A 17,282-nucleotide genomic window follows, 5' to 3' on the forward strand; every position below is an offset into this window, starting at 1 on the left:
CGACAGGCGCATCATCCACACCTAATATTGCAAAAACATGAATAACTGGTCGGATCACTAAGGAGTATCACCATGCGTTTGGCACACTCTGTGTTAGCACTGGCACTGCTGGTTCCCAGCCTTGTCTCAGCCCATGCTTTTAAGATCGGCGATCGTGTTCCGCCAGTGGGCGTGAGCGACAAAGGCGAACTGCTTTATCAACAAGATAAGTTTAGCTACCAACCGTGGAATAGCGCGCAGCTGAGTGGAAAAGTGCGTGTCATCTTACATATTGCCGGGCGTTCTTCGGCTAAAGAACAGAATGCCGCGCTGATTGAAGCGATAAAAGCGGCAAAATTCCCGCATGACCGTTACCAGACCACCACCATTGTGAACACTGACGATGCGATTCCTGGCACGGGGATGTTTGTGCGCAGCAGTATTGAGAGCAACAAGCAGCAATATCCGTGGTCGCAGTTTATTGTCGACAGCAATGGCAACGTGCGTAAAGTCTGGCAGCTGGAAAAAGGCGGTTCAACGATTGTGGTGCTGGATAAGACCGGGCATGTGCGTTACGCCAAAGAGGGTGCACTTACGCAGGATGAAGTGCAGCAGGCGATGAAACTGATCCGTGAGCTGTTGCAGTAAAAACAGTGGTCGCCATCAAGGTACGACCCTATGTTGCCCGACTACACGTCCACCTCATCCCGCATATTAAAAGCACAACGACTGGCTGGGGTTTGTTAACTGATTGGGATATTTAGGGCGAAAATGCAGGATGCATTTTCAGGACTTATCGCAGATCTTTTAACGACGAAAATTCAGGATGAGCTTCCATTGCTCATCGCGGACTTTTACAGGGAAAATACCGGGTAGCATTGTTAAAGGGTGCGCAGTGATGCGCACCCGCAATTAAAACAGCGAAACGCGGAAACCCGGGTTCAGGAAAGATTCGCGCGGCGTGTAGTCCAGGGTTTTGCCCTGCCAGTCATGTACGTGGGCACCCGCCGCAATGGCCACCGCGTGACCCGCTCCGGTATCCCAAATGTTCGTTGGCCCAAAGCGTGGATACAGTTGCGCTTTGCCTTCCGCCACCAGACAAAATTTCAGCGAAGAGCCAATCGCCGTGGTTTGATGTTCGCCTAACTGCGTCAGATACTCTTTCAGCTCTTCATCTTTATCTGCATGCGAACGGCTGACAACCACCAGCAGTGGACGCGCCTCGCGCACCTGAATCTGCGTTTTATGGCCGCCCTCTTCTTTCCAGGCTTTGCCCTCAGCTGCCGAATACATCACACCCAGCGCGGGCGCATAGACGACACCTAATACCGGCTTGCCGTTTTCGATCAAGGCAATATTGACGGTAAATTCGCCATTGCGCTTGATAAACTCTTTGGTGCCATCCAGTGGATCAACCAGCCAATATTTTTTCCAGTTCTGGCGCACAGACCAACTCGGCGGATCTTCCTCTGATAATACCGGCACTTCTGGGGAGAGCGCGGCAAGCCCTTCCACGATGACTTTGTGTGCCGCGAGATCGGCAGCCGTCACCGGCGAATCATCCGACTTGCTCGTCACATCCATCGGCTGCTCACCCGCATAGACATGCATAATGGCATCACCCGCTTCACGCGCCAGTTGGCTAATTTTATCTAACATACTTCACCTCTTTTCCGCTGATTCTGCCTGTCAGACATCAACAGCTCACCTCAACACATTTTAGCAGTTGTGTTCCCATGCTTTGCGGCTGAACTGTCTGAAACGGCAATCTATATGATTATCAATACCATAGTTCATAGGTGGCGGCTATGGCGCGATGCTGATTCCCTTTTCACCACGCGACTGCGGCAATGAAGGCTTAAAAGTCCGAGCTTCATCACAAATTGAAATGATAATTCGTCATTGTTTTACATTATTTTGAGAGGCCCATTCGAACGAACAAGGAGCAAGCGATGTTCAAAGCGAGCATGTCGTTATTGGCGCTGTGTGTATCTGCTGCAACGGTACAGGCTGCCACCGTGGATCTGCGCATTCTGGAAACCACCGATCTGCACAGTAATATGATGGATTTCGATTACTACAAAGATACGCCAACCGAGAAATTTGGTCTGGTGCGCACCGCCACGCTGATTCAGCAGGCGCGCGCGGAAGCGAAAAACAGTGTGCTGGTTGATAACGGCGACATTATTCAGGGCAGCCCGCTGGGCGATTACATGGCGGCTAAGGGGCTGAAAAAAGGGGATGTGCATCCAGTATATAAAGCGATGAACACGCTGGATTACGCAGTGGGAAACTTAGGCAATCACGAATTCAATTACGGCTTACCCTATCTGCAGAAGGCGATTGCCGGCGCGCGTTTCCCCTATGTGAATGCCAATATTATCGATGAAAAGAGCGGAAAACCGCTGTTTACCCCCTACTTAATCAAAGAAACCACCGTTACCGACCGCAGCGGCAGCGCGCACCGCTTAAAAATTGGCTACATCGGCTTCGTTCCACCACAGATTATGGTGTGGGATCGCAACAATCTGCAGGGTAAGGTGCGTGTTGATGACATCACGGAAACAGCTAAGCGCTATGTGCCGGAAATGCGCGCAAAAGGTGCTGAAATAATCATCGCTATTCCACACTCAGGTTTAAGCAGTGAGCCTTATCACGCCATGGCGGAGAATTCGGTCTACTACCTCAGCCAGGTGCCGGGCATTAGCGCCATTATGTTTGGTCACGCGCATGCGGTATTCCCCAGTAAAGAGTTCGCGGCCATTCAGGGCGCTGACATCGCACAGGGCACGCTGAACGGTGTTCCGGCAGTGATGCCCGGCATGTGGGGCGATCATCTCGGCGTGGTCGATTTGGTGCTGAATAATGAAGGCGGGAAATGGCAGGTCACCCAGGGTAAAGCTGAAGCGCGGCCCATTTACGATCCGGTTGCCAAAAAATCACTGGCAGCAGAAGACGCCGATCTGGTGAAAGTGCTGGAGCCTGATCATCGTGCCACGCGTGAGTTCGTTGCTAAGCCGATCGGTAAATCAGCTGATGTGATGTACAGCTATCTGTCACTGGTGCAGGACGATCCTACCGTACAGATCGTTAATAATGCGCAGCGCGCCTATGTTGAGCACTTTATTCAGGGCGATCCCGATCTCGGTCGCCTGCCAGTGCTTTCCGCTGCCGCACCGTTTAAAGCCGGTGGCCGTAAAAACGATCCTGCCAGCTACACCGAAGTGGAGAAAGGTGAGCTGACTTTCCGTAACGCCGCCGATCTTTATCTCTATCCCAATACGCTGGTAGTGATGAAAGTGACGGGTGCGCAGGTGAAGGAGTGGCTGGAATGCTCGGCCGCGCAGTTTAATCAGATCGATCCGCACACTAGCAAACCGCAAGCGCTGATTAACTGGGATTTTCGTACCTACAATTTCGATGTGATTGACGGCGTGGATTATCAAATTGATGTCACGCAACCTGCGCGCTACGACGGTGAATGTACGTTGATCAACAAAGACGCTTCACGCATTAAAGATTTGACGTGGCAAGGTAAGCCAATCGATCCCAACGCGGTATTCCTGGTCGCCACCAACAACTATCGCGCCTATGGCGGTAAATTTGCCGGCACCGGCGATAAATATGTGGCATTTGCCTCACCGGATGAGAACCGTTCAGTGGTCGCGGCTTATATCAGTAGCGAAACCAAAGCACACGGCGAAGTGAAACCGCAGGCCGATCACAACTGGCGTTTAGCGCCGATTCACAGTGATACGCCGCTGGATATTCGCTTTGAAACCGCACCAGGCGAGAAAGCCACGCAGTTTATTGAGAAGTACGCAGATTATCCGATGAAAGCGGTGGGCAGTGACGAGATTGGTTTTGCGATTTGGCAGGTAGATTTGCAGAAGCAGTAACAGACTATAGCCGGGCTGCCAAATGAATGGAAGGCACCCGGCTTTGATGCATAACCGCGAGCACAATAATTCCCTGCTGCATAACCTGGTAATAAACCATATGGCTAACAAAGGGAAAACTGAGTACGCCTTCGGCAAGATCGGACGCTCTGCTGATCCCCATGGCTGGGAGTTCAGACAGCGTGTGTAATGTGCGCTGCAAACGCCTCAAGTATTGATGAGACTGCGCTTCGCCCCAGTGCTGTAAGGTGAACTGACGAATATCGACAAGATCCTGCCGCGCTTCATCCGTGAGCTGAAATTTGGCCATTTAATCCAGTAGTTGATTGAAAAATGTTTCACCATCGGTCAGTCGTCCGTTGGCAACGTCTTCCCTGGCTCGGGCAATTTTTTCCTGCAAAAACTGCTGCTTCATGAGTTCAATTGCCTGAAACTCTTCAGCAGATATGACAACGGCGACAGGTTTTCCGTTCCGACTGATTTGTACCGGTTCACGTTGAGCTTTGAGAAGCATATCCCCAAATTGCGTTTTAGCTTCGTTGGCAGAGAGTAAATACATTTCGCACCTTCCGCTTGAATCGTTCGATTCGCTCATTGTATTAGCCAATCGGGTAAAGATCAGCCAGTTTTACAAACAAAAAAACCGGCATTTATGCCGGTTTCAATGAATTGCTGAATGATTACAGAATTTCCAGCAGCTGGACTTCGAACACCAATGTGCTGAATGGCGGGATGGATGCACCCGCACCGCGCTCGCCGTAGGCGAGGTTTTGTGGAATCACTAATTCCCACTTAGAACCCACTGGCATCAGGGTCAGCGCTTCAATCCAGCCAGCGATAACGCCGCTTACCGGAAATTCAGCCGGTTCGCCACGTGCCACTGAGCTATCAAACACCGTACCGTCGATCAGTTTGCCTGTGTAGTGCACACGGACACGATCCTGACGTGAAGGAATCGGGCCATCACCTTGAGCGATTACGCTGAACTGCAGACCAGATTCCGTGCTGCTCACGCCTTCACGCTGCGCATTCTGCTCCAGGAATTTATGGCCTTCAGCCGCCATGGCTTCCACACGCTCACGACGTACGCCTTCTGCACGTTCGTGCACTTCACGCAGCGCGCGATGTACCACATCAACAGGCACAGCCGGTGAGTTCCCTTCCAGCGCATCGCGCAGACCCGCGAGCAGTGCTTCCGGCTGCAGACCCTGCAGTCCAGATTCCTGCAGCTGCTGGCCGACCTGTAAACCGATACCGTAACTTGCTTGTGATTCGACGCTGTCGAATGAAGGGGTGGTCATCTTGATTCCTTAATCCCGGAGAAAATAGAAACGGCAGCATAACAGCGCAGGCGGCTGGCGTAAAATCTGCAGCGCCGCAGATGACATTTCTCAGCGAAAGAGAAACAATACGCAGGTCAAATTTTTCAATGCTGGCAGGCACTTCGTGCCCGCATTGCCCATACTATAGCTGTGGCAACGTTTTCGTCGTACAGCGCTAAGAAAGAGAGAATACATGGGCCAGATTGCCCCACGACGCCGCAGGACGCGCGCACCGCGTGCTTTTACTTTATCGAGGTTGCAACGTTGGCTGCCGCAATTTCCGCGCAAGGCCGCCAGCGAGGAGGATTCACGAATGGCTTCTGATACCCCTTCCCGCGTTCCCGCCGTGCTGCTGCGCGTCTGGCATCTGCTGGATGATGTGCGCTGGATGAACCCACTGCCGGCCTTCCATCGCCGTGGCATTGTGATTGCCTTGTTGGTTCTGCTATTGGCGTTTCTCTGGCCGAGCAGTACGCCGCAATATCCGATCGAGCGCCCGGCAGATAACAGCAGCAAAGAGGTGCCGTTGCAGGCGGAGATTTACGACAACAAGCAGCCGCAGAACACCCAACCGAAAACCGATTCTCAGGGTGAGTGGCACAACTATACCGTGGCATCAGGTCAGACGCTGGCGCAGCTGTTCCGCGACAATAATCTGCCGGTCAATGATGTGTTCGCCATGGCACGCGTTGAGGGCGACGATCAGCCTCTTAGCGCACTAAAGAATGGACAACAGGTGAAGATTCGTCAGAACGCGCAAGGCGTGGTGACAGGATTAACGGTGGATGGCAGCAACGGCCCGGTGCTGTTTACCCGTCAGCCCGACGGCAGCTTTATCCGCGCCCAGTAAATCGCAGAAACAAAAACGCCGGCACAGGGCCGGCGTTTTCGCGTTACCGAGTATACTCGTCATACTTCAAGTTGCTGATGCGTTGGCTTCGCTCATTCACCTCAGTCACTTACCTAAGTAAGCTCCTGAGATTCCTTCCCTTGCCGCCTTCCCGCACCTTGAATTATTTAGAGTAGATTACTCAGCCACTACATTCACAACCAGTTTAGCGAACACTTCGCTATGAACCTGGAAGTCAACTTCGTGCTCACCGGTAGAACGCAGAACGCCGTTTGGCAGACGCACTTCGCTCTTAGCCACTTCAACGCCAGCTGCAGTCACTGCATCAGCGATGTCGCGAGTACCGATTGAACCGAACAGTTTACCTTCGTCGCCTGATTTAGACGCGATGGTAACAGTGCCCAGTGCGTTGATTTTCTCTGCACGTGCGTTAGCAGCAGCCAGAACGTCAGCCAGTTTGGCTTCCAGTTCAGCGCGACGTGTTTCGAAGAACTCAACGTTTTTCTTGGTAGCAGGAACAGCTTTACCCTGTGGAACCAGGAAGTTACGAGCGTAGCCCGCTTTAACGTTAACCTGATCACCCAGGCTGCCCAGGTTTGCTACTTTATCAAGCAGAATAACTTGCATTACCTTATCCTCTTAAAGTCGTTAATGGACAACTACCAATTACTGATGACGATCAGTGTATGGCAGCAGGGACAGGTAGCGAGCGCGCTTGATGCAACGAGCGAGCTGACGCTGGTATTTTGCACGAGTACCGGTAATACGGCTCGGGACAATTTTACCGCTTTCGGTAATGTAGTTTTTCAGTGTAGCGATATCTTTGTAATCAATCTCTACAACGCCTTCCGCGGTGAAACGGCAGAATTTGCGACGACGGAAATAACGTGCCATTTGGCTAGTCTCCAGAATCTATCAATTCAATCTGCTCGGCATGTAACACCATTCTGCTCTGACCATTGCGTGCCTGATGGCAGCTAATGAAACCTTCGAGAACGAGTTGCGTACCGACCGTTATATGTTGAGTAATCACCTGATGGGTGCTGCCGCTGAGAATCACCGGCATCTGACACCAGGCTTGCCGGTGAAAACCGGCTTCCTCCTGCACAGAACGGTGCTCAAGCACGAACTGGCAGTGAGGAATCCCTGACGGACTGACTTTTCGAACTGGCGTCTTGCACACAGTGCCTGACAGGCGCAGTCGATTTGCCGTCATGTCGGATTACTCTTCAGAATCCCCAGCATCTGAGTCATCTGATGATTCGTTAGCGAAGTCTTCGCGACGATCACGACGCTCATCTTTCGCTTTAACCATCGGAGATGCTTCAGTTACCGCGTGCTTAACGCGCATAACCATGCTGCGGATAACGGCGTCGTTGAAGCGGAAGTTAGTTTCCAGCTCGTCAATCACTTCCTGCGGTGCTTCTACGTTCAGCAGAACATAGTGAGCTTTGTGCAGTTTGTTGATTGGGTAAGCCAGCTGACGGCGGCCCCAGTCTTCCAGACGGTGAATCGTGCCCTGTGCACCGGTGATAGCACCAGTGTAACGCTCGATCATACCTGGAACCTGTTCGCTCTGGTCAGGATGGACCATAAATACGATTTCGTAATGACGCATCGATAGCTCCTTACGGATTATTCAGCCTCCTGTCGGGGTCAGCTGCGGCCCATGGAAGCAAGGAACGTTATAGGTTGTGAATCATTTAAATGAAACACACCTCTGAATGCAGCTGAAAAATTGACGCGTAATCATACTGGCGCCCCCCTGGAAACTCAAGCGCACAATTCATCAAATCCCTTGGGTCATGCCAGTTAAGCGCACCTTTTGTGCTAAGGATTAAGATTCAGCAGGTTAGCGAAGGTTTGTTCAAAATCGCTGATGGAGGCGTTCAACAGGGCGATCTGGCATCAATGTGGCGAAGAACTAAACTATTTACAGGCGCAACGGTTTGGCTTATTCGCGGCGTCTGAGAGTGCAATCCCTGGAGTGAGGAGTCGAATATGAAAACCATCATTTTCGCCACTTTACTGGGTCTCTTCCTGTCTCCACCCGCTTTCGCCAGCTCCGCTGACTACGCGCAGCAGATGAGAAGTAACAGCAGCAATGCGGCTTCAGGCTATGTCTATGTCAACCGGCTGGATACGCCTGGCAGCAACCCAGTCAGTGCGAATACCAGTGCAGCAGATCGTCTGTCTTCACAGCTGTAAAATCGGATGACGTAACGGGCTGGCATCTTTGCCAGCCCGAGTTGTTTCTACAGCTGATGCTTGAAAAAACTCACCAGTGCAGTCAGGGCTGAAGGCGTAATTTTGTGGCCGATTTGCTTTTCCGACAGGTAAGTCATTTTTTCATTCAACGCGGCTCCACGCAGCGCTTTCTCCAGCCGGACGGTTTCAGCGAACGGCACCACCTCATCGGCTTCACCGTGCCATAACAGCAGCGGGCGATTGGCCAGTTTATCCAGCTGCTGGCTGGGGTCGTAAGGTGCCAGCGGCGCGAGGCGGGCGGCTAGCGTCTCTTTCTGCTCTGGCGTGCGCGCCACCAGCGGTGGGAACAACGTATGGCTGAGCTGCATAAAGTAACCGGAGCCCATCATACAAGCGACGCTATGAATCTGCGGATAGCGCACCATCGCGCCCAATGCGGTCATGCCGCCCATCGAAGCACCAGCCACTGCAAAGCGCTCATCGGCAATCAAATCTTTCTCACGCAGCGCCGCTTCTAACAGCGGTACTTCGTCGATGTTCTGTTTGAGGATCTCCCAGAAGTGCGTCATACGCGTTTCGGTATCTCCGTTGTAGCGCGCTCCGTGCATATCGGCATCCGGCATCACTACGCGAAACCCAGCCTGCGCTAGTGCCACCGCGAAGTAGCTGTACACTTCTTTGGATGAGGTGAACCCGTGATAAAACAGGATGGTGGGTAAACGTGCCTGCCGCTGTCCTGCGGGAGCCGCATGAATACACTCAATACCTGCCAGGTTTTCCGTTGCCAACTCAATCATATCGCCTCCGTTGAGAATGATTATCACCCGTCACAGTGTAAGCGCTGAGCGACAAAACGCGAGCGACTTCACATTTAATCAGAATAATTTCTGTACTAAACCTTTTGCCGCATTTGCCGTTGATCTTGTACCCCTCCAATAGTCTTGAAATAGGTACTTTATGAAGCGTCTCTCTCTCAGCGCCATGGGTCTCGGCATTAAACTGTCTGTATTGACGTCTTTAAGCGTGGCAATTGTGCTGTTTACCCTGACCTTAACCCTGAGCCATAACGCGGCTCGCCAACTGGAACAGCTGGCGACCGATGATATGCAGAATCAGGTGCTGGGCATTAATGAAATGGCCACCATGTTTAACGCCACGTTGTCTGAAGAAGTGGCGAACTACACCAAACTGTTCCAGAGTTTCCTGCCCAAGCGCTTTAGCCGTGATGAGAATGAGCGTATTCAGGTCGGCGAACTCAGCACGCCGACCCTGCGCGCCGGGCTGAAAACCCTCAATCTGGATCAAATCGCAGTGGATGATTTTCTCGATCGTACCGGTGCAGTGTCGACCATCTTTGTGCGTGATGGTGAAGACTATGTTCGTATTGCCACCTCGCTGAAAAAAGAGGATGGCAATCGCGCCATTGGCACCCGACTTGACCGCAGCAGCGCAGCCTGGCGCAGCGTTAATCAGGGCGAAGTCTATCGTGGGCTGGCCACGCTGTTTGGCCATCGCTATATCACTCAGTATCAGCCGGTACAGGATGAGAGCGGCGCGGTGATCGCCATTCTGTTTGTCGGCGTGCAGATCGATGCGCAATATGCCCTGATGCGCGACAAAGTGCTGGCACGCCATCTCGGCGACAGCGGCACCTTCTTTGTACTCAATGGCGCCCCCGGCAGCACACAAGGACAGTATCTGTTTGATCGTCAATCCGAAGGCAAGCTGCCGAGCTGGGATCAGTCTGTCCAGCATCAGCTGTTAACCCAATCCAAAGGGTTGCTGAGTATTCAACTGAATGGCGAGACTAAGCTGCTGGCGTGGCAGCAGCTGCCGGGCTGGAACTGGATTATCGCTGGCGAAGTCAGTCGCGCCAGCCTGCTGGCACCGATAACCCAGAGCCGTAACCTGTTTATCGCCATTGGGCTTGCCCTGGTCATCGCTTTCGCCGTGGGCTTCATCTGGTATAGCCGACGCGCCATTACGCGCCCGTTGCAGCAGGTGATTCATCTGGCAGAGCAGTATGCGGCCGGTAATTTGCAGGCGCATCTTGATTCCACCCGCCGTGATGAAATTGGTCAACTGGTCGCGGCCATAAACGGTATCGGCGATGGACTGGAAAAAGTGGTGAGTCAGGTTCGTCATGCGGCACGCGATATCAGCCGTGGCACTGACACTATCGCCGCCAGCAGCTCCAGCATCAGCGAACAGATCAATCGTCAGGCGAGTAGCGTGGAAGAGACCTCTGCCAGCATGGAGCAGTTTGGTGCCACCGTGGCGCAAACTGCGGCCAACGTCCGCCAGGCGATGGCGCTGGTCGGTGAGGCGGCCAGCACCGTCAATCATGGCGGCAGTACGGTGGCACGCTCGGTCGAAACTATGGCGGAGATCCGCGTGGCTTCACAAAGCATCGCTGATATCACCCATGTGATTGAATCCATTGCTTTCCAGACCAATATTCTGGCGCTGAACGCGGCAGTGGAAGCGGCGCGTGCCGGTGAGCATGGCAAAGGCTTTGCCGTGGTCGCAGCGGAAGTCCGCGCGCTGGCGCAACGCAGTGCCAATGCGGCTAAAGAGATCGATAACTTGATCGCCACCTCCATCGATAAAGTCGCGGCCGGCCATGCGCTGTCCGAGCAAACGCGTGATGCAATGCAGCATATTGTTAGCCATATTGACCAGGTCAAGACGCTGATGGGCGAGATCAATATCGCTGCGCAAGAGCAGGCGGCGGGCATTGGTCAGGTGAATCTGGCGATGAATCATATTGGCCAGGCGACGCACCAAAGCAGCGATATGGTTACCCAATCGGAAACCACAGCGCAGACGTTGAGCCAGCAGGGTCATCATTTAACCCAGCTGGTGAGTGTTTTTCATTTGAAAGACTGATGTGAACGGGGAAGATGGCCTAAACTGGAGCCATCTTCCTTTTCAGGAGCGTATTATGCGTCGCTTTTTACTGGTGTTGAGCATGTTACTAGCCGGTTGTGCCGCGTTTAAAACCACACCGGAAGCCCCACCGCCGCCGACCAGCCACGCGCAGGAAATCAGCCGCGCGCAAAGCTATGGCTTGCGCAAACTGGGCAATATCACGGTCTCCACCCGTGGCTCACCGGATGATGCCGAGCGCGCATTAGCCGCACGAGCGAATCAGGCGGGCGCGGTTTACTACCAAATCCTGATGCTGGATGAAACCACGCTGCCTGGCTTCTGGTACGGCACCGCCATTCTCTATGGCGCGCCCTCAGCCAGTGCTGGCTCGCAGCAGTAAGCGCGTGCTGAGATCGTCACTCAGCGAACGTCGCCCCCGCATATCCAGGTGTTGATCGCACCAGCCATCGGCCAACGGCGGTTCAGCCACTTTCAACAGAATCGCCGCGCTCGCCAGTTGTAACAGTTCCTGCGTCACCTCGCGCGCCATACCTTCTCGCACATGGTTAAGCTGCAGCCTTAACTGGCGCCAGCGACGATCAAAGTGGCGATTGCTGCCTTTTACCGCTTCAAATTCATCGTTAAGCATGGTCATCACATCGGCCTGGCGACCCAGCACGCGGAGCACGTCGAGGCACATCACGTTACCTGAGCCTTCCCAAATGCTGTTGACTGGCATCTCGCGGTACAGACGAGGCAGTTCACTCTCTTCGCAGTAGCCGATACCGCCCAGCACCTCCATCGACTCTGCCACAAACGGTATGCCGGCTTTGCAAATGCCAAACTTGGCGGCGGGCGTGAATAGCCGTGCGTACAAACGTTCGTGCTCGCTGGCAGGCATGGACCATGCGCGTGCTAATCGCATCAGTAGCGCGGTTTGCCCTTCCAGCTGCAAGGCCTGCTGCGCCAGCACGGTGCGCATTAGCGGTTGATCGCTAAGGTTTTTGCCCATCACCTGACGCTGCTGCGCATGATGCAGGGCAATCGATAAGGCGCGGCGCATCAAGCCATGGCTGCCCAGCGCGCAATCAAAGCGCGTCATGCCGCCCATCTTTAAGATCAGCCGCACGCCATCGCCCTCTTCGCCCATCAGCCAGCCGATCGCATCCTGGAATTCCACCTCGGCGCTGGCGTTGGATCGGTTGCCGAGCTTGTCCTTCAGGCGCTCAATGCGAATCGCGTTGCGCGTGCCATCAGGCAGCAGACGCGGCAGAAAGAAACAGCTCAGCCCTTGCGAAGTCTGCGCCAGAATGAGATGCGCATCGCTTTGCGGCACAGAGAAAAACCATTTGTGACCGGTGATGCGATAAGGTTCACCCGTACCGCGTGACCCAATGGGTTCCGCGCGCGTGCTATTGCTGAGCACATCGGTTCCGCCCTGCTTCTCGGTCATGCCCATGCCAATCAACAGGCCGCGCTTTTTATTGCCCGGCTGATGATGCGCATCGTAGCGATCGCTCAGCAGCGCTTCGCGCCAATCATCGTAGGCTTCCGGCAGATGGTTTTGCAGTAGCGGAATGGCGGCATGCGTCATGGTGACCGGGCAGAGTGAACCCGCTTCGACCTGAGCATGCAGAATAAAGCGCGCGGCACGCGCTACCATCGCATTAGGCTGAACATCGGGCTGCCAGCTGAGGTTGTGCAAGCGGCTGGCGCACAAACCCTGCATGAGCAGATGCCATGCCGGGTGAAAGCGCACTTCGTCCAGCCGCTCACCGCGTGCGTCATAGCGCTGCAGCTCAGGCGGTTGGGTATTCGCCAGCCGACCTAATTCCAGCGATTCAGCGCTGCCGAGTTGCAGTCCAACAGAAGCCAGCCATTCGCGATCCCAGCCTGCACCTTCGCGCACGACGGCCTCGCACAAGGCGATATCGCGGGTGAATAAATTGCTATGACTAAGAGGATGGGGCTGATTGAAAACGCTGTGGGTTGTCCAGGTCATAATGTGGCATCTCCCTCATAAAACGCATGGTTCAAGTATGAGGGGGATGTGCAGTTATGCCTGGCTCAGAAACACTTTTGCGGCGGGGATCACGCCAAACGCTGACGCACCGCTTCGAACAGGCAGACACCGGTTGCGACAGAGACGTTCAGAGAAGAGACGCTGCCCGCCATTGGGATGCTGATCAGCTCATCGCAGTGTTCACGGGTCAGACGACGCATGCCTTCGCCTTCCGCGCCCATCACCAGCGCCATCGGGCCGGTCATTTTGCTCTGGTACACGGTGTGATCGGCCTCACCTGCGGTGCCCACTACCCAGATGTTGTACTCCTGCAGTAAACGCAGTGTACGCGCCAGGTTGGTGACGCGGATCAGTGGCACGTTCTCAGCTGCGCCGCTGGCGACTTTTTTCGCCGTGGCATTCAGCGGTGCGGCACGATCTTTCGGCACGATGACGGCATGTACGCCCGCAGCGTCGGCGCTACGCAGGCAAGCACCGAGGTTATGCGGATCGGTGACGCCGTCCAGTACCAGCAGGAAAGGTTTATCCAGACTTTGCAGCAGATCAGGCAAATCACCTTCCTGATAATTTTTACCCTGCTTTACGCGTGCCACGATACCCTGGTGCACACCGCCTTCCACCTGGCTGTCGAGCCATTGGCGATTAGCCACCTGAACCACAATTCCCTGAGCTTCCAGTGCGGCAATCAGCGGCTGCAGGCGACGATCGTCACGGCCTTTGAGAATAAAGACTTCCTGGAAACGCTGAGGATCACGTTCCAGCAGCGCCTGCACGGCATGAATACCAAAAATTATTTCACTCATTTGTTTGCTCAAGGTTGGATGTATATATCTGAATATAAGGGTATTAATTTCGATGCACATTAATGCGCACCCTACAAAACGCGCCGATTTAACGTACGCTCGTCGTCATAACACGCTGAACTAACTTAGGGCCGCCATCACTACGCACTTATCTATGATCTGTCGTGCGGGCGCTATCACAGCACGCTGGCATAACTTAGGGTCGCCATCACTACGCACTTATCCATGATCTGCCCTACGGGCGCCATCTCAGCACGCTGGCCTGGCTTAGGGGCGCCGTTTAAGGCGGCCCCAGCTTCAAAGTGCGATCAGGTCTTTAGACTTCGCGAGCCAACCCTCAAGCTTCGTTAGGTTTCTTCTTCGACCCGCGCTTGGCCTTGGTGGCGGCGGCGATTTTACGGGTTTTCTCAGAGATTTTTTTGCCTTTTTTCTCATTTTTTGCCGATTTTTCAGCAGGCGCAGGCTGCTTCTTCTCGCTGCGGAACGCTGAATCTGGCTCGAAGGTGCCCTTTTTACCCGCATCACGACGACGTCTTGCGGGCGGCTTGCCGCCGCGCTTCTCACGTTCGCGCTCGGTTTTACCCTCGCCGCGCGGTACGCGCTTGCTGGAGATCAGCGCAAAGTCGATTTTGCGCTCATCCATGTGCACCGCTTCCACACGCACTTCCACCGTATCGCCTAAACGATAAGTACGGCCACCAGATTCGCCAATCAGACGCTGACCAATCGGATCGAAACGATAGTAATCGTTGTCCAGTGAAGAGACGTGCACCAGGCCATCGATAAACAGATCGTTGAGACGCACGAAGAAGCCAAAACCGGTCACGCTGGAGATCACGCCGCTAAACACGTTGCCAACCTGATCCTGCATGAAGTCACATTTCAGCCAGTCCGCGACATCACGCGTGGCTTCATCAGCACGGCGTTCAGTCATCGAGCAGTGCTGACCGAGCTGCAACATCTGCTGCATATCGTAGTGATAACCGCCGTTTGGCGTGGTGTTACCTTTCAGCGTGCCCTGCTCTTTCGCCAGCAGGTATTTGATCGCACGGTGCAGCAGCAGATCAGGGTAACGACGAATCGGTGAGGTGAAGTGCGCATAGGACTGCAACGCCAGGCCAAAGTGACCACGGTTTTCAGGATCGTACACCGCTTGCTTCATTGAGCGCAGCAACATGGTTTGCAGCATTTCTGCATCGGGGCGATCGGCCACTTGCTTGAGCAATTCGGCATAGTCGACAGGCTGCGGTTTCGCGCCACCTGGCAGGCTCAAGCCCAGCTCGTTCAATACAGTGCGGAAGCTTTTGATGCTGTCTTCGGTTGGACGATCGTGATCGCGGAACAGTGACGGTTCCTGATGCTTCTCAACATAACGCGCCGAGGCGATGTTGGCGAGAATCATGCACTCTTCGATCAGCTTGTGCGCATCGTTACGCACGGTTCGTTCAACGCGATCAATACGGCGCTCCGCATTGAAGATAAATTTGGCTTCTTCAGTTTCGAAGGAGATGCCACCACGCTGTTCACGTGCGGTTTCCAACTCCTGATACATGTGATGCAGCTCTTCAAGGTGTTTCACCTGAGCGGCATAATGCTCACGCAGTTCGGTATCACCCTGCAGAATGTTCCACACTTTGGTGTAAGTCAGACGCGCATGGGAGTTCATCACCGCTTCGTAGTGCTTATAGCCAGTGAGCTTGCCGCTGGAAGAGATGGTCATCTCGCATACCATGCACAGGCGATCAACCTGCGGGTTCAGCGAGCACAGTCCGTTGGAGAGGATCTCCGGCAGCATCGGCACCACTTGCGATGGGAAGTAGACTGAGGTGCCGCGTTGATGCGCTTCGTCATCTAACGCTGTGCCTGGGCGCACGTAATAACTGACGTCAGCAATCGCCACCCATAGACGCCAGCCACCACCGCGCTTTTTCTCACAGTAGACGGCATCGTCAAAGTCACGCGCATCTTCACCATCAATGGTAACGAGCGGTAATTCACGCAGATCGACGCGGCCTTTTTTTGCCGCCTCTGGCACCTGCTCTTTCAGTTTCGAGATCTCTTTCTCAACTTCTTCCGGCCAGGTATGAGGGATCTCGTGGGTGCGCAGCGCCATATCGACCGCCAGACCGGTACCCATGTTATCGCCGAGAATTTCGGTGACTTTACCGATGGCTTTGGTGCGACGGGTTGAGCGCTGAACGATCTCTACAACTACCACCGAGCCCATGCGCGCGCCCTGGGTTTCTTCCTGCGGGATCAGGATGTCGAAGCTCAGGCGGCTGTCATCCGGCACCACAAAACCGGTGCCGGCATCGGTAAAGTAACGGCCAACAATCTGGCTGTTGCGTGGTTCCAGCACGCGCACCACGCGCGCTTCACGGCGACCTTTACGGTCTGCACTGCCCGGCTGTGCCAGAATCACATCACCGTGCAGGCAAAATTTCATCTGCTCAGCAGACAGATAGAAATCATCTTTCTGGCCTTCGACGCGCAGGAAGCCATAGCCATCACGGTGACCAATCACTTTACCGCGCAGTAAGTCGAGGCGTTCTGGCAGGGCGTAACACTGACGACGGGTAAACACCAGCTGACCGTCACGCTCCATGGCGCGCAGACGACGGCGCAGCGCTTCAAGCTGCTCTTCGCTGGTGATATTCAATTCCTGGGCAATTTCATCGCGATTGATGGGTTTCTCACGCTTTTCTAACAGCGCCAGAATAAATTCGCGGCTTGGAATGGGGTTGTCGTACTTTTCTGCTTCTCTATCCTGGTAAGGATCTTTTGACATTACGGTTCCTCCGATGTCATTTAATTTGGATTGCCACCGGCGGTTCGGACAATAAAATTTGGTACAGTGAATCGTTATCTTTGACCAGATCGGCCAACGTATAGTTATCCAGCTCTTTGAGGAATAACTGGACCGCATCGTGCAGCGCCTTGCGCAGACGACAGGCCGGTGTGATGGCGCACTCCTCACAGTTCACCAACTGCAATGGCTCCATTTTTCTCACGACCTGACCAATAACGATTTTTTCCGGGTCCATGCCTAAACGAATTCCGCCGTTTTTACCGCGTGTTGCGGCGACAAAGCCAGCCCGGCTTAGTTGGTTGATGATTTTAACCATATGGTTACGCGACACCCCGTAGGTATCGGTGACTTCGGTAATGTTGGTCTGCTTACCTTCCGGCAACGTCGCCATGTAAATCAGCGCACGCAGACCATAATCGGTGAAACTCGTTAGCTGCACATATACCTCGGTGAACCATCGGGCGTTAGGGTTATGCGCCGGTCGGCGTGGTATTTAAATATGATGATAAACCAGAGCG

At 54.0% G+C, this 17,282-nt stretch carries 19 protein-coding genes; 6 read left to right on the forward strand and 13 right to left on the reverse strand.

Annotated features, from left to right (window positions below; all coding sequences use genetic code 11):
- The first annotated feature begins 72 nt into the window (after positions 1-72).
- Positions 73-627: a YtfJ family protein gene (locus VH86_RS10990; RefSeq protein ID WP_045832889.1), complete on the forward strand. Its 555-nt coding sequence runs from the start codon at positions 73-75 to the stop codon at positions 625-627.
- A gap of 264 nt (positions 628-891) precedes the next feature.
- Here the strand turns inward: VH86_RS10990 and cysQ are convergent, their stop codons facing one another.
- Positions 892-1,638, reverse strand: a complete 747-nt coding sequence (gene cysQ / locus VH86_RS10995) for a 3'(2'),5'-bisphosphate nucleotidase CysQ (RefSeq protein WP_038644453.1) — start codon at positions 1,636-1,638, stop codon at positions 892-894.
- Between the two features lie 293 nt (positions 1,639-1,931).
- On the opposite strand from cysQ, the gene VH86_RS11000 reads away from it, so the two are divergent.
- Positions 1,932-3,878 carry a bifunctional 2',3'-cyclic-nucleotide 2'-phosphodiesterase/3'-nucleotidase gene (locus VH86_RS11000; protein ID WP_045832890.1) on the forward strand — a complete coding sequence of 649 codons (1,947 nt, stop codon included), beginning with the start codon at positions 1,932-1,934 and terminating at the stop codon, positions 3,876-3,878.
- Between the two features lie 4 nt (positions 3,879-3,882).
- Here VH86_RS11000 and VH86_RS11005 read toward each other — a convergent pair whose 3' ends face one another.
- The 3 genes from VH86_RS11005 to fklB all read right to left on the reverse strand — a co-directional run bounded on the left by VH86_RS11005 (position 3,883) and on the right by fklB (position 5,179).
- Positions 3,883-4,188: a type II toxin-antitoxin system RelE/ParE family toxin gene (locus VH86_RS11005; protein ID WP_045832891.1), complete on the reverse strand. Its 306-nt coding sequence runs from the start codon at positions 4,186-4,188 to the stop codon at positions 3,883-3,885.
- Positions 4,189-4,437 carry a type II toxin-antitoxin system Phd/YefM family antitoxin gene (locus tag VH86_RS11010; protein ID WP_038644444.1) on the reverse strand — a complete coding sequence of 83 codons (249 nt, stop codon included), beginning with the start codon at positions 4,435-4,437 and terminating at the stop codon, positions 4,189-4,191.
- 121 nt (positions 4,438-4,558) lie between these two features.
- Positions 4,559-5,179 carry an FKBP-type peptidyl-prolyl cis-trans isomerase gene (fklB, locus tag VH86_RS11015; RefSeq protein WP_045832892.1) on the reverse strand — a complete coding sequence of 207 codons (621 nt, stop codon included), beginning with the start codon at positions 5,177-5,179 and terminating at the stop codon, positions 4,559-4,561.
- Positions 5,180-5,393: 214 nt separating this feature from the next.
- Here fklB and VH86_RS11020 point away from each other — a divergent pair, with 214 nt between their 5' ends.
- The gene (locus tag VH86_RS11020; protein WP_156102775.1) at positions 5,394-6,050 is read left to right on the forward strand and encodes a LysM-like peptidoglycan-binding domain-containing protein; all 657 of its coding nucleotides are present in this window, start codon (positions 5,394-5,396) and stop codon (positions 6,048-6,050) included.
- A 177-nt stretch (positions 6,051-6,227) separates the two neighbouring features.
- On the opposite strand, the gene rplI is transcribed toward VH86_RS11020, so the two are convergent.
- The 4 genes from rplI to rpsF are packed head-to-tail and all read right to left on the reverse strand — an operon-like array spanning position 6,228 to position 7,668.
- Positions 6,228-6,677, reverse strand: a complete 450-nt coding sequence (gene rplI, locus VH86_RS11025) for a 50S ribosomal protein L9 (protein ID WP_038644435.1) — start codon at positions 6,675-6,677, stop codon at positions 6,228-6,230.
- A 39-nt stretch (positions 6,678-6,716) separates the two neighbouring features.
- On the reverse strand, positions 6,717-6,944 hold the full coding sequence (rpsR, locus tag VH86_RS11030) for a 30S ribosomal protein S18 (RefSeq protein WP_002210155.1): 228 nt from the start codon (positions 6,942-6,944) through the stop codon (positions 6,717-6,719).
- Between the two features lie 4 nt (positions 6,945-6,948).
- Positions 6,949-7,266 carry a primosomal replication protein N gene (gene priB / locus VH86_RS11035; protein WP_045832893.1) on the reverse strand — a complete coding sequence of 106 codons (318 nt, stop codon included), beginning with the start codon at positions 7,264-7,266 and terminating at the stop codon, positions 6,949-6,951.
- A gap of 6 nt (positions 7,267-7,272) precedes the next feature.
- A complete protein-coding gene (gene rpsF / locus VH86_RS11040; protein WP_034829324.1) occupies positions 7,273-7,668 on the reverse strand; it encodes a 30S ribosomal protein S6 in 396 nt (131 codons plus the stop codon).
- A gap of 383 nt (positions 7,669-8,051) precedes the next feature.
- Here rpsF and VH86_RS11045 point away from each other — a divergent pair, with 383 nt between their 5' ends.
- Positions 8,052-8,258: a hypothetical protein gene (locus VH86_RS11045; protein WP_038644432.1), complete on the forward strand. Its 207-nt coding sequence runs from the start codon at positions 8,052-8,054 to the stop codon at positions 8,256-8,258.
- A gap of 47 nt (positions 8,259-8,305) precedes the next feature.
- Here VH86_RS11045 and yjfP read toward each other — a convergent pair whose 3' ends face one another.
- Positions 8,306-9,055 carry an esterase gene (yjfP, locus tag VH86_RS11050; protein WP_045832894.1) on the reverse strand — a complete coding sequence of 250 codons (750 nt, stop codon included), beginning with the start codon at positions 9,053-9,055 and terminating at the stop codon, positions 8,306-8,308.
- Between the two features lie 160 nt (positions 9,056-9,215).
- Between yjfP and VH86_RS11055 the strand changes: the two genes are divergently transcribed.
- Together VH86_RS11055 and bsmA are read left to right on the forward strand one after the other, a co-directional pair.
- Positions 9,216-11,147, forward strand: coding sequence for a methyl-accepting chemotaxis protein (locus tag VH86_RS11055; protein WP_045832895.1), 1,932 nt, complete (start codon positions 9,216-9,218; stop codon positions 11,145-11,147).
- Positions 11,148-11,202: 55 nt separating this feature from the next.
- The gene (gene bsmA, locus VH86_RS11060) at positions 11,203-11,529 is read left to right on the forward strand and encodes a biofilm peroxide resistance protein BsmA (protein WP_045832896.1); all 327 of its coding nucleotides are present in this window, start codon (positions 11,203-11,205) and stop codon (positions 11,527-11,529) included.
- On the opposite strand, the gene VH86_RS11065 is transcribed toward bsmA, so the two are convergent.
- The 4 genes from VH86_RS11065 to nsrR form a co-directional block, all read right to left on the reverse strand.
- Positions 11,503-13,131 (reverse strand): isovaleryl-CoA dehydrogenase, encoded by a 1,629-nt coding sequence (locus VH86_RS11065; protein ID WP_045832897.1) that lies wholly within the window; start codon positions 13,129-13,131, stop codon positions 11,503-11,505. The two genes, bsmA and VH86_RS11065, sit on opposite strands and share 27 nt — an antisense overlap.
- An 89-nt stretch (positions 13,132-13,220) precedes the next feature.
- Entirely contained in the window at positions 13,221-13,955 is a 735-nt protein-coding gene (gene rlmB, locus VH86_RS11070; protein WP_038644417.1) for a 23S rRNA (guanosine(2251)-2'-O)-methyltransferase RlmB, read from the reverse strand.
- 337 nt (positions 13,956-14,292) lie between these two features.
- Positions 14,293-16,743 carry a ribonuclease R gene (gene rnr / locus VH86_RS11075; protein WP_045832898.1) on the reverse strand — a complete coding sequence of 817 codons (2,451 nt, stop codon included), beginning with the start codon at positions 16,741-16,743 and terminating at the stop codon, positions 14,293-14,295.
- Between the two features lie 16 nt (positions 16,744-16,759).
- Positions 16,760-17,203: a nitric oxide-sensing transcriptional repressor NsrR gene (nsrR, locus tag VH86_RS11080; protein WP_034829346.1), complete on the reverse strand. Its 444-nt coding sequence runs from the start codon at positions 17,201-17,203 to the stop codon at positions 16,760-16,762.
- Positions 17,204-17,282 lie beyond the last annotated feature (79 nt).

It is taken from the genome of Pantoea sp. BL1 (genome assembly GCF_000963985.1).
GTDB classification, from domain to species: domain Bacteria; phylum Pseudomonadota; class Gammaproteobacteria; order Enterobacterales; family Enterobacteriaceae; genus Pantoea; species Pantoea rwandensis_B.